Raw genomic sequence first — 10522 nt, forward strand, 5'->3', positions numbered from 1 at the left:
TTATCCATGATGCAATGACCGCCTGACCCTACCAACGCCGCCAGCCATAAACGTAGTCAGTAACTCGCATCAGTGACACTGGGGGAGAGGGGGGGCTTTACCCGGGTTTGGTGGGGAGAGCTTTTGCCACAGTCTAGATTGCCCCGAGACCCGGGGCTGGATGTCAGTTTTCAACTTAAAATATCTGCCATGAACTGGCGATTTGCTTATGTTCAGCGCTGTTCTGTAGAGTAACAACTCGTGCACAGCGCTGGTAATCCAGAAAGTTGAGCACGGCATTTAAGGCCCTGTGGCGCAGTTGGTTAGCGCGCCGCCCTGTCACGGCGGAGGTCGCGGGTTCAAGTCCCGTCAGGGTCGCCACTTGATTAATTTCAAGTCTGGCCAGATAGCTCAGTCGGTAGAGCGTCCGCCTGAAAAGTGGAAGGTCAGCGGTTCGATCCCGCTTCTGGCCACAATTAATCCCCAGTCCGAAAACGGGCTGGGGATTCTTTGTTTTACCAGGTGTTTGTCGCGGGGATCGTCGTAAAGCACAGTGCATCGAGCCGTGCGAAAACCTTAAAGTGGGGGAAATTAAACCGCGTACACACCCTAGCGGATAGGATGTTGTGCATGAGTAAGGAATTCGCCTCAGCAGGAACGCTGTCCGACGATAAGACGCTGCCGTGGGTCGTGCGCATCTTCGTCTACACGGATGCTGAGGGCAGTCAATCGGCTGCTGAGAAGGTTCGTGGGGTGCTCGCGGAACTGATTCCGGATCAGGAAGTCAACGTCTACGAGGATGTCATGCCCGATGTGGGGCGCACTTCCTCTCTCGCTGATTTGTGGGCGGAGGCCAACCCGGGCATGGATCCGGGGGATCGGAAGCGTTACCGCATCAGTGTGGTGGCTCCGGGGCTGTCTCACTGCGAAATGGCGGACCTGGCAGGCCCGCTCGCTGAGGCCGTCAGCCCAGGGTGGGCAGAGGGGGAGGCTGCGACTAAGGTCGCGAAGGGCGATGTCCCGTGCCGTGTCGCTGTCGGGCGTGCCGACGAGCACCCGGGCGAACCCCCGCTAGTGCAGAATTAACCAGAATTCGGAATTAATCCGAAGCGAGAGCTGTTATCTGGGTTACATCCTAAGAGTCGTTTGCAATGACGACGCTTCACAACCATGAGAGGGAAGTGATTCCGAAAATGGCACACACTATTTCGCATGATGAGGCCGGTCAGCGCTACGTTCTCACCGTAGAGGGAGAAGAGGCCGGCTTTGCCGCTTACACCCCGGTGGAAGGTGCCCTGGACTTTGACCACACGGTTGTAGATGGCAAATTCCGTGGACAAGGCCTGTCCAAGCCGCTTATCGCAGGCGCGCTGGATGATGTTCGGAAGAACAACCGAAAGATTCGCACCAGCTGCTCCGCTGTTGCCAACTTCGTGGAGAAAAACCCGGAATACCAGGATCTACTGGCTGGCTAGTCGCTGAAGGGCGAAGAACGCACAAAGAAGCCGGCCGGCTTTTGTATGTAGAGCTAGTTTTAGGGCGGGGCTAGATGAAGTCTCCGTCACCCTGGACGTACACCGCCGGATCGCACAACGGCTTGTGCTCTTCGGGCTTGGCAGGGCGTACGCGGCCCGGAATTCCTATCACGATGGAATCGGGTGGGCAGCTGTGGGTGACCACGGAGTTGGCGCCGATTGATGAGCCGGCACCAATTGTGATGGGGCCAAGGACTTTCGCACCTGCTCCGACGGTGACGTTGTCCTCCAGGGTGGGGTGGCGTTTTACCTTCTCCAGTGAGCGGCCGCCAAGCGTCACGCCGTGGTAGAGCATGCAGCCGTCACCGATTTCTGCGGTTTCGCCAATGACGATGCCCATACCGTGGTCGATGAAGAACCTTCGGCCAATTTGAGCGCCCGGGTGAATCTCAATACCAGTCAGCCAACGGGAAAACTGTGCGAGTACTCGTGCAATGCCCTTGAAAATCCCGCCTCGTTTCCAAAGGCGGTGCGAGAATCGGTGAATCCAGATTGCGTGTAGGCCGGAGTAGACAATGGCATTTTCTACATCACTGCGCGCAGCTGGGTCATGCGCGCGGGCATTGTCCAGATCCTCTTTGAGGATTCGGAAAAAGTCACTCATGGGCGTCAATTCTATCTGGTCGGAGGTGTGGGCAATGCAAAAACCCGCTTGCCGACGGAAAGTGCCAGCTAGCGGGCTCTGCAGAGAAGGTTACGGGTGCTTATAGTGCTCGGCTTTAGTCGCGCAGATCCTCGTACAGGATGGAGGAGACGTAGCGCTCGCCGAAGTCAGGAACAATCACGACGATGTTCTTGCCCTCGGACTCCGGGCGGGCTGCAATCTCGAGAGCAGCCTTGATGTTTGCACCGGCGGAAATGCCGCCGAGGATGCCCTCGGCTGCAGCGACCTTGCGGGAGACCTCAATAGCGTCCTCGTTGGTAACCGCAATGATCTCGTCGAGAAGCTCCTGATCGAGAACCTCTGGGACGAAGTTTGCGCCCAGACCCTGAATCTTGTGCGGGCCGGCGGTGCCCTCGGTCAGCAGCGGGGAGGCCTTCGGCTCAACGGCAACCAGTTGGATGTCCGAGTTGTGCTTCTTCAGCGTGCGACCAGCACCGGTAATGGTGCCGCCGGTGCCGACACCAGCCACGAAGTAATCAACCTTGCCGTCGGTAGCTTCCCAGATTTCTTCACCAGTGGTTGCCTCGTGGATAGCCGGGTTGGCCGGGTTGGCGAACTGGGAAGCCAGGATTGCATTGTCGGTGTTAGCCACGATTTCGTTGGCCTTATCGACAGCACCGCGCATGCCATCCGCGCCCGGGGTGAGTACAAGCTCAGCGCCGAATGCGCGCAGAACGACGCGGCGCTCCTGGCTCATGGTGTCCGGCATAGTGAGAATGACTTTGTAACCGCGGGCTGCGCCGACCATTGCCAGCGCGATACCGGTGTTGCCTGAGGTGCCCTCGACGATGGTTCCGCCCGGCTTGAGCTCGCCAGAGCGCTCGGCGGCATCGAAAATTGCGTTGCCGATGCGGTCCTTGACCGAGTTGGCAGGGTTGTAAAACTCCAGCTTGGCAATCACGTTGCCCGGCAGGCCCTCGGTAACACGGTTGAGCTTAACCAGCGGGGTGTTGCCGATCAGTTCAGTGACATCGTTATAAATAGTCATTAATCTTATCCATTCCGGAAATCACAGAGGACTTCCTAATGAGTTTTCGCGTGTAGCCGTAGTGTACGCCTGATCCTGCAATTAGTACAGACCAGTTCGTCTATTTCATGGCTTGCGTAGGGAAGTGGAAGCTGTCAGTTCCGGTGTCGCCACCGTCATAGTCGCCGCGGCCGGCGTCGTCGCAGTCGCACCGCTATTGTCGCAATGCTCCTGCTCTTGCCGCGTTAACGCTATCTCATTGCCTTGCTCGTCCTTACCTCCATTGTGAGGGTAAAGAGCATTAAAGTTTCTTAGAATCCACTATTCTGAGACGTGATTTACAGTGCACGGGAATGCCTTGTAAATAGGCAGCGGCCCTCGCCACTGTGATTGGGCGCGATTGCGGCCCTTATCTGCACAGCGGTTATATGCGATAACCGGAAAACGCAGACAATGGACTCAGCGATTGCGGTGCTTCGTCGAAGCCACTCAGGGGGACTCAAACCTTTGGGGAAGGAGGCGAAGCATTAATAGAAGTGTGAAGCTTTCCTCAGCCCATCAGCCAGGAGACCGACTGTAAATCATCCAATTCGCGTCCGCGGATTGGCGGTCGAGCGGTGCTGTCGAGGTGAATAGCGCCGTAGAAAGATGATTTACATCATGCATATTGCTGAGGGATTTCTCCCAGTTACTCATTGCATTGGGTGGGGCGTAGCTGCCGCTCCCTTTGTCATTCACGGCGCAATTCAAGTCAAGCGCACTATGAAAGAACATCCCGGTAGCGGCATGCTGCTCGGTGCTGCCGGCGCGTTTACCTTCGTGCTCTCCGCAATCAAGATTCCATCCGTGACGGGTTCCACTTCGCACCCGACAGGTACAGGTTTTGGTGCTGTAATCTTCAAACCTCCGGTGATGGCGCTGCTTGGCTCCATCGTGTTGCTCTTCCAAGCAATCTTGCTCGCTCACGGCGGCATTACGACGCTCGGTGCGAACATCTTCTCCATGGCAATCGTCGGCCCGTGGGTTGGCTACGCCTTCTACGTATTGACTCGAAAGCTCGGCGGAGGCCTACTACCAGGTGTGTTTATGGCAGCGTTCTTCGCTGACCTCTCCACCTACGTCGTGACCTCCATTCAGCTCGCTCTTGCACACCCGGCAAACCCGGGAGGTGTTGGCGGCGCGCTGGCTACATTCCTCGGCCTGTTCGCTATCACGCAGATTCCGCTGGCAATCATCGAGGCGCTGGTCACCGTCATTCTCATGCGCACCTTGCTGGTCGTGGCACATTCTGAGCTCCTCGATCTCGGCTTCCTGTCCCGCTTCGGCGATGCGCCAGCACCGGCGCTGGAGGCGAAAGCTGCAGACACCACGGCTGACGCTGTTGCAGGATCTGCCACTTCGCAGAATGCGGCAGCTGCATCCGTATCCGGCCAGAAGCAGTAGCCGTCGTCAAGCGAAAAGAAGCGAAAGAGAGCACGATTATGAATGCAAAAAACAACGCGCAGATTGTCGACGCACAGGCAGCTAGCCAGCCGAAGAAGAACTCCGTGTGGGTCAGCGTTGGTCTCATTGTCCTGGTAGCCGTAATTGCCATGTTCCCGCTGTTCTTCAACTACGGGGACGACGACGCCGAGGAGCCGTTCGCCGGCACTGATGCCACCGCTACGGAGACAATTCAGGAAATCGACCCGAACTACGAGCCGTGGTTCGAGCCACTCGTCGGCGAGCTGCCGGGTGAGGTCGAGTCGGGTCTGTTCGCGCTCCAGGCCGTTATCGGTGCTGGCGTCCTGTTCTACGTTATTGGCTTCTACCGAGGGAAGGCTGCTGCGCGTTCAGACAAGCGCGAGAAAGAGCAGTGAATGCGCTAGAAGCCGCAGCGGCGCGCAGCGCTTGGGCACGCCGCAACGTGGGTGAAAAGATTCTGCTGCTCGGCGGGCTGTTGATTCTGGCGGTTGCGCTACCGCCAATTCCCTTTGCACCGGTCATCGCGGTCATTGCTTGGTCTATTGCGTACATAGCCCGAGTGCCCCGCAAGCTGTATGTGGCAATGGTGCTGGCACCAGCGGCTTTTGTGCTCGTCGGCGCATTTCCGCTTTTGGTAGCGCTTACCTCCGACGGCCTTGCGTGGTCGCCGGATGGCCCGCAGCGAATGACGCAGGTTGTGATGCGTTCGTTTGCGGGTATCAGCTGCACGATGGTCTTTGCGCTGACTACTCCGATTTCGGAGCTCATTGCCTGGCTCGACAAGCACGGCATGCCTCGGTACCTGACTTATCTCGCTGAGGTGATTTATCGGATGACCGGCGTGCTGATTCACTCTGCGCGTTCAATGACTGAGGCCCAAGCACGACGTCTGGGGCACTCCACGCGCCGGGCGATGATCCGAGATGCAGCGGCACAGTCCGCCAGCCTCTTTGTCATTGCCTTTACCCGTGCCCGCAAGATGCAAGAGGGAATCGAGCTTCGCGCCGACCCGAGCGCAATGAAAGTACTAGTGATTTCGCGACCCAGGCAGCCGAAGTTCATCGTGATATCCAGTGCATTACTGTTGTCGTTGATCGCGGCCTGGGCGCTGCTGAAATGGGGTGTATAGGGATGTCGATCAGCAGGAAAAATACCGCTGATCACCCGCATGGTGCCAGCGGTGCCATTGTGGAAGCAGCTGCCGTTACATACGCTTACGACGAAACCCACGTCCTGAAAGGCGTGGATTTGGCAATTTCGGGCGGCGAGCGCCTAGCGCTGTTGGGCGCAAACGGTTCTGGCAAGTCCACGCTGTTGCGTATGCTCGCGGGAGCGTCTAAGCCCAATAGTGGTGAGGTCCGCCTTGACGGCACCGTCTACACGTACTCCCGGCACGGCCGCAATGCGGTCCGTCGCTCAGTGCAGATGGTCACGCAGGATCCGGATGAGCAAATCTTCGCGGCTAGCGTGTTTGCAGACGTCTCGTTCGGTCCCGTCAACCTGGGGCTTAAGAACGAGGAAGTCGAACGGCGCGTCCGGCAGGCTCTAGGTACCGCCGAGATCACCGATCTCGCCGAACGCGTTCCGCACCAGCTTTCCTATGGTCAGCGCAAGCGCGTCGCTCTCGCTGGTGCGCTGGCGATGCATCCGCGTGTGCTGCTTCTCGACGAGCCCTCCGCCGGCCTCGATCCGCAGGCGACCCGAAAGCTTGCACACACGCTCAATCAATTGCGCGATCAGAGCACTGCCGTCGTCGTCGCCACGCACGACATCGACTTCGCGTGGAATTTCGCCGATAGGGCAGCGGTGCTTGCCGACGGCAAACTGCGCGTCGGCGCCAAGGAAGAAATTTTGGCCGATCGACGGTTGGTCGAACATGCTCGACTGGCTTTGCCCTGGGCGCCCGTGGTCTCCAAGGCGATTGGGCGAGATGTGTGCCATCCAGAGGATGTTTAGGCGAGTGGCTTGGTTGGTGAATAGCTCATCGATATGTGCAGCTAAACCGCGCTAAAAATGAGAAAAACGCCCGCGGGCAGGGCGTAATGCCTATGAAAATAGGCCTAGAAATATAGGCGAAGCTGTCGCATTTCTTCGCTTCCATTTCACGTCACACCTGTCCGCGGGCGATCTCCGTGGCCGTGACACTTTGCAGTGCCCTCGGCGCATCAGGCAGGTATTCGGACTTTCTGGCGTGACCGACAATAAGGGGATGACGACTGCCGCAAGCTTCAATGCTTACGTGCAGATCCTTATTATCAATTTTCCTACTTTTCGCCGCTTCCCAAGGTTGAAATAACCTCAGTGCCGTTGGCGAATTTTGTTCCAGATTACCGCTGCGGGACAGTTCCGGAATTGCACCGGATTCCCTCTTGCGTTTGCTGTGCACCACCTTCGGACAACCACGTGGAGGACGTAGCATTGAAAGTGGAACTCAACAAAACCTGTTGCATGTATGACAATAGCGCACGATGCAAAATAAGCGAAGGTCTTTTTCGAAAATGTCCGCATTGGGGGTAAAACGCCGTTCATTACCCTCTGTTATTAACATTCACGCAGTTTGTTAGCGGAAAAATAGCTACCCCCTGCCTTGTATTTATTCGGCCGAGGCGGGGCTAATGACAGGATTTATCCTGGTATTTTCTTTACGTACTTGTAGAGAAACCTAGTTGTTTCCTAAGATTGTGTGACGGATGCCTTAATGCAGGTGTACCCGTTCGGAGGGTACTATCTACTTTGTACGGTTTACAGCCCCCGAAAGGGTCAGTGGCCGCTGAGCGGTAGTTGGCCATTTCGTAGGAGTGTAAGTCGGCGCGAAGTCACAGGCTGATGGTGCCTCTGTGGGTGCCAGTGAAGCAATTTGCCCGTTACGCAGGAGGACGCGAGATGGATCCCCACCGCATTCTGGACGACAATGAGGTTATTAAGTCGTCCTTGGTCGCCCTAAAGAATGCGACTGGTATTCCGGTCACAATGTATGCGGAAGTCACCGATAACTCTAAGATGCAGATCAACAACTGGGTTGGCCTGCGTACTCCGGCCCTGCAGAATCTGACTGTGGAATCGGGTGCGGGTGTCGGTGGTCGCGTGTTGGCCACGCGCCGCCCGGTGGGTGTCAGTGACTACCTGCGCGCCAAGGTTATTACCCATGAGTATGACGACAAGATTCGTGACGAAGGCCTGCACTCGCTGGTCGCCGTGCCGGTGATCGTTTCGCGTCTTGTCCGTGGCGTGCTCTACGGTGGCGTGCACTCCTCGGTGCGCCTGGGGGACAAGGTTCTTGAAGAGGTCACAATGACCGCCCGTTGCCTGGAGCAGGACCTCGCTGTCGTCGATGCCTGCCGCAACATGGATCGTTCTGGCAACGGTAAGGGCGGCCGCATCATGAATGGCGCTGAGTGGGAGCAGGTTCGTTCCACGCACTCCAAGCTGCGCATGCTCGCTAACCGTGTGGATGACGAGAAGCTGCGCCAGGAACTCGAGGTGCTCTGTGACCAGATGGTCACCCCGGTTCGCGTCAAGCAGACCACCAAGCTGTCGGCTCGTGAGCTCGATGTTCTCGCCTGTGTCGCCCTCGGTCACACCAACGTCGAGGCCGCAGAGGAGATGGGTATCGGTGCCGAGACGGTTAAGTCCTACCTCCGCTCCGTGATGCGCAAGCTGGGCGCCCACACTCGCTACGAGGCCGTCAACGCGGCCCGTCGCATCGGCGCACTGCCGTAAACCGCTTGACGACGGTTCCTTTGCGCCCAAACCCGCGGGTATTGGGGTAGTCAGTTCTGCTACTTGACCCGCTACTTACCCCCTGCTTGCCGCTCGGTTTCGCGCTCACCACCGGGGATCCACTTAACGTCGTTGCCGTCATTGGCCACTCTCGAAAGAATAAACAACAGGTCAGACAGGCGATTGAGATACTTCGCCGGTAGGACTGAGGTGGTTTCGGGAAACTCGCGGCAGGCAGCCCATGCCGCACGCTCGGCCCGGCGAGTAATCACCCGAGCTGTGTGCAGCAGTGCCGCGGCTGGTGTGCCTCCCGGGAGGATGAAGGAATCCAGTTTCGGCAGTTGTTCATTGAACTGGTCGCACCAGTGCTCGAGTCGCTCGATGTAATCCGGCTCGATACGCAACGGCGGGTACTTCGGGTTTTCTTCAATAGGTGTTGCCAGGTCGGCTCCGGCATCAAAGAGGTCATTCTGCACGTAGCGAATGACAGCCGAGATTTCGTCGTCAAGCGTGCCGAAACTGAGCGCCTGGCCGAGTGCGGCGTTGGCCTCCTCGCACGTGGCGTAGGCGATAAGGCGAGAATCATCCTTGGGAACGCGGCTGAAATCGGATAATCCAGTGGTGCCGTCGTCGCCGGTGCGAGTGTAAATGCGAGTTAGATGAACGCTCATAGCTTCAAGCCTAAGCGCGATATTGCGAAATGTGGTTGGCTGGGGGAGTGGGAAATGAGCGATTTCTGGTTAAAGGCGGAGCGACGCTAAATGGTCAGGTTCAGATTTCCGGGGCGAAGAACTCGGTTCTGAAACTGATGGGTGCGGCGCTTCTCGCCGAGGGCACGACAGTACTGACGAACTGCCCTGAAATTGACGACGTGCCATTGATGCAAAAGGTCCTCGAAGGGCTCGGCTGCTCCGTGACGCGCGAGGGCGACCGGATTGAAATCACGGTGCCCGAAGAACTCTCGCATCACGCCGATTTCGATGCCGTGCGCCAGTTCCGCGCTTCGGTCTGTGTGCTCGGGCCGCTGACGGCGCGTACCCGTAACGCGATTGTCGCACTGCCCGGTGGTGACGCTATTGGTTCCCGCCCGCTGGACATGCATCAGGCTGGCCTGGAGAAATTGGGAGCACGCACCTATATTCACCACGGTTGCGTGGTGGCTGAGGCGGGGCGACTCAAGGGGGCGAACATCAAGCTGGACTTCCCGTCCGTCGGCGCGACCGAGAATATTCTGACCGCGGCCGTACTAGCGGAAGGTACGACTGTGCTGGATAACGCCGCCCGTGAGCCCGAAATTGTCGACCTGTGCGAGATGCTCGTGGAGATGGGCGCCAAGATTTCGGGTGCGGGATCTAACACCATCACGGTTGAGGGCGTAGAGAAGCTGCACCCGACTGAGCACAAGGTTGTCGGCGACCGAATTATCGCAGGGACCTGGGCTTATGCTGCAGCGATGACCGGCGGCGATATTACGGTCGTTGGCATTAACCCTAAGTACCTGCACCTTCCTCTGGAAAAACTGAAGAACGCAGGCGCTCAGGTCGAGACCTACCCGCAGGGCTTCCGCGTGCGTATGGACAGGCGTCCGCAGGGTGTGAACTATCAAACGCTGCCATACCCAGGCTTTCCGACGGACATGCAGCCCATGGCCATTGCTCTGTCCGCGGTGTCCGAAGGGACGTCAGTGCTTACCGAGAACGTTTTTGAGTCGCGCTTCCGGTTTGTCGACGAGATGATTCGCCTCGGCACGGACGCGACTATCGATGGCCACCACGTGATGATTCGCGGAAAGGAAACGCTGAGTTCCGCACCTGTGTGGTCTTCGGACATTCGCGCCGGAGCGGGACTAGTGCTTGCTGGGCTGTGTACTGAAGAAGGTGACGTCACTGAGGTGCACGATGTCTATCACATCGACCGTGGCTACCCGGGCTTCGTAGAGACACTCAATTCTCTTGGCGCATCGGTTGAACGGGTTAGCTAGTGATTGTTGGCCTCTGGTCAATGGCTAACGGCTAAGCGCACGGTGCTAGTTAAACGCGCGGTGCGGAAAACCATCGCAAGTCTTCGGTTCTGGATGCTTCAGAACCGTAGGGAGTGATTCTCCAGTGGTGGCTTGTGGTGGTTTTCGCTATTTTACCTGGGGTTTTGTGTCTTTGGTGGGGTGTGTGTAATGTATCTGGAGGTCAGCGTGGC

General features: G+C 57.7%; 11 protein-coding genes, 2 tRNA genes and 2 riboswitches. Of the genes, 10 read left to right on the top strand and 3 right to left on the bottom strand.

The genetic code is table 11. The features are described 5' to 3' along the window. Positions 1-283: 283 nt before the first annotated feature. The 4 genes from HMPREF2857_RS05770 (at position 284) to HMPREF2857_RS05785 (ending at position 1454) form a co-directional block, all read left to right on the top strand. Positions 284-360, top strand: a tRNA-Asp gene (locus HMPREF2857_RS05770). Between the two features lie 19 nt (positions 361-379). Next, positions 380-452, top strand: a tRNA-Phe gene (locus tag HMPREF2857_RS05775). Between the two features lie 157 nt (positions 453-609). Next, positions 610-1065: a hypothetical protein gene (locus tag HMPREF2857_RS05780; protein ID WP_048733759.1), complete on the top strand. Its 456-nt coding sequence runs from the start codon at positions 610-612 to the stop codon at positions 1063-1065. A 107-nt stretch (positions 1066-1172) separates the two neighbouring features. Further along, entirely contained in the window at positions 1173-1454 is a 282-nt protein-coding gene (locus HMPREF2857_RS05785; protein ID WP_048733762.1) for a GNAT family N-acetyltransferase, read from the top strand. A gap of 70 nt (positions 1455-1524) precedes the next feature. Here the strand turns inward: HMPREF2857_RS05785 and epsC are convergent, their stop codons facing one another. Together epsC and cysK are read right to left on the bottom strand one after the other, a co-directional pair. Beyond that, positions 1525-2118, bottom strand: a complete 594-nt coding sequence (epsC, locus tag HMPREF2857_RS05790) for a serine O-acetyltransferase EpsC (protein ID WP_005511963.1) — start codon at positions 2116-2118, stop codon at positions 1525-1527. A 115-nt stretch (positions 2119-2233) separates the two neighbouring features. Next, positions 2234-3166 (bottom strand): cysteine synthase A, encoded by a 933-nt coding sequence (gene cysK, locus HMPREF2857_RS05795; protein WP_070643097.1) that lies wholly within the window; start codon positions 3164-3166, stop codon positions 2234-2236. A 303-nt stretch (positions 3167-3469) separates the two neighbouring features. Beyond that, a riboswitch (cobalamin riboswitch) is annotated at positions 3470-3739 on the top strand. A 66-nt stretch (positions 3740-3805) separates the two neighbouring features. Between cysK and HMPREF2857_RS05800 the strand changes: the two genes are divergently transcribed. From HMPREF2857_RS05800 to ramA, 5 genes are all read left to right on the top strand, one after another. Beyond that, positions 3806-4588, top strand: a complete 783-nt coding sequence (locus HMPREF2857_RS05800) for an energy-coupling factor ABC transporter permease (RefSeq protein WP_083310513.1) — start codon at positions 3806-3808, stop codon at positions 4586-4588. 38 nt (positions 4589-4626) lie between these two features. Further along, positions 4627-5004 carry an energy-coupling factor ABC transporter substrate-binding protein gene (locus tag HMPREF2857_RS05805; protein WP_070643100.1) on the top strand — a complete coding sequence of 126 codons (378 nt, stop codon included), beginning with the start codon at positions 4627-4629 and terminating at the stop codon, positions 5002-5004. Beyond that, positions 5001-5738: a cobalt ECF transporter T component CbiQ gene (gene cbiQ / locus HMPREF2857_RS05810; RefSeq protein ID WP_049193122.1), complete on the top strand. Its 738-nt coding sequence runs from the start codon at positions 5001-5003 to the stop codon at positions 5736-5738. The genes HMPREF2857_RS05805 and cbiQ overlap by 4 nt, the downstream gene beginning before the upstream one ends. Positions 5739-5740: 2 nt before the next feature. Then, positions 5741-6565 (top strand): energy-coupling factor ABC transporter ATP-binding protein, encoded by an 825-nt coding sequence (locus HMPREF2857_RS05815; protein WP_070643101.1) that lies wholly within the window; start codon positions 5741-5743, stop codon positions 6563-6565. A 194-nt stretch (positions 6566-6759) separates the two neighbouring features. After that, positions 6760-7017: riboswitch (cobalamin riboswitch) on the bottom strand. A 475-nt stretch (positions 7018-7492) separates the two neighbouring features. Then, complete coding sequence (gene ramA, locus HMPREF2857_RS05820; protein WP_005511953.1) at positions 7493-8329, top strand: acetate metabolism transcriptional regulator RamA; 837 nt, start codon at positions 7493-7495, stop codon at positions 8327-8329. Between the two features lie 71 nt (positions 8330-8400). On the opposite strand, the gene HMPREF2857_RS05825 is transcribed toward ramA, so the two are convergent. Continuing rightward, positions 8401-9000, bottom strand: a complete 600-nt coding sequence (locus tag HMPREF2857_RS05825; protein ID WP_048733794.1) for a cob(I)yrinic acid a,c-diamide adenosyltransferase — start codon at positions 8998-9000, stop codon at positions 8401-8403. A gap of 47 nt (positions 9001-9047) precedes the next feature. Here HMPREF2857_RS05825 and murA point away from each other — a divergent pair, with 47 nt between their 5' ends. Continuing rightward, entirely contained in the window at positions 9048-10310 is a 1263-nt protein-coding gene (gene murA / locus HMPREF2857_RS05830; protein WP_239272592.1) for a UDP-N-acetylglucosamine 1-carboxyvinyltransferase, read from the top strand. The last annotated feature ends 212 nt before the right edge of the window (positions 10311-10522 follow it).

This window comes from Corynebacterium sp. HMSC076C10 (assembly GCF_001812455.1).
Taxonomy (GTDB): Bacteria; Actinomycetota; Actinomycetes; order Mycobacteriales; family Mycobacteriaceae; genus Corynebacterium; species Corynebacterium jeikeium_D.

What these genes read in the sequence shown, in the direction of transcription:
- HMPREF2857_RS05780 (WP_048733759.1), top strand. Translation starts at nt 610, where the DNA reads ATGAGTAAGGAATTCGCCTCAGCAGGAACGCTGTCCGACGATAAGACG.
- HMPREF2857_RS05785 (WP_048733762.1), top strand. Translation starts at nt 1,173, where the DNA reads ATGGCACACACTATTTCGCATGATGAGGCCGGTCAGCGCTACGTTCTC.
- epsC (WP_005511963.1), bottom strand. Translation starts at nt 2,118, where the DNA reads ATGAGTGACTTTTTCCGAATCCTCAAAGAGGATCTGGACAATGCCCGC.
- cysK (WP_070643097.1), bottom strand. Translation starts at nt 3,166, where the DNA reads ATGACTATTTATAACGATGTCACTGAACTGATCGGCAACACCCCGCTG.
- HMPREF2857_RS05800 (WP_083310513.1), top strand. Translation starts at nt 3,806, where the DNA reads ATGCATATTGCTGAGGGATTTCTCCCAGTTACTCATTGCATTGGGTGG.
- HMPREF2857_RS05805 (WP_070643100.1), top strand. Translation starts at nt 4,627, where the DNA reads ATGAATGCAAAAAACAACGCGCAGATTGTCGACGCACAGGCAGCTAGC.
- HMPREF2857_RS05815 (WP_070643101.1), top strand. Translation starts at nt 5,741, where the DNA reads ATGTCGATCAGCAGGAAAAATACCGCTGATCACCCGCATGGTGCCAGC.
- ramA (WP_005511953.1), top strand. Translation starts at nt 7,493, where the DNA reads ATGGATCCCCACCGCATTCTGGACGACAATGAGGTTATTAAGTCGTCC.
- HMPREF2857_RS05825 (WP_048733794.1), bottom strand. Translation starts at nt 9,000, where the DNA reads ATGAGCGTTCATCTAACTCGCATTTACACTCGCACCGGCGACGACGGC.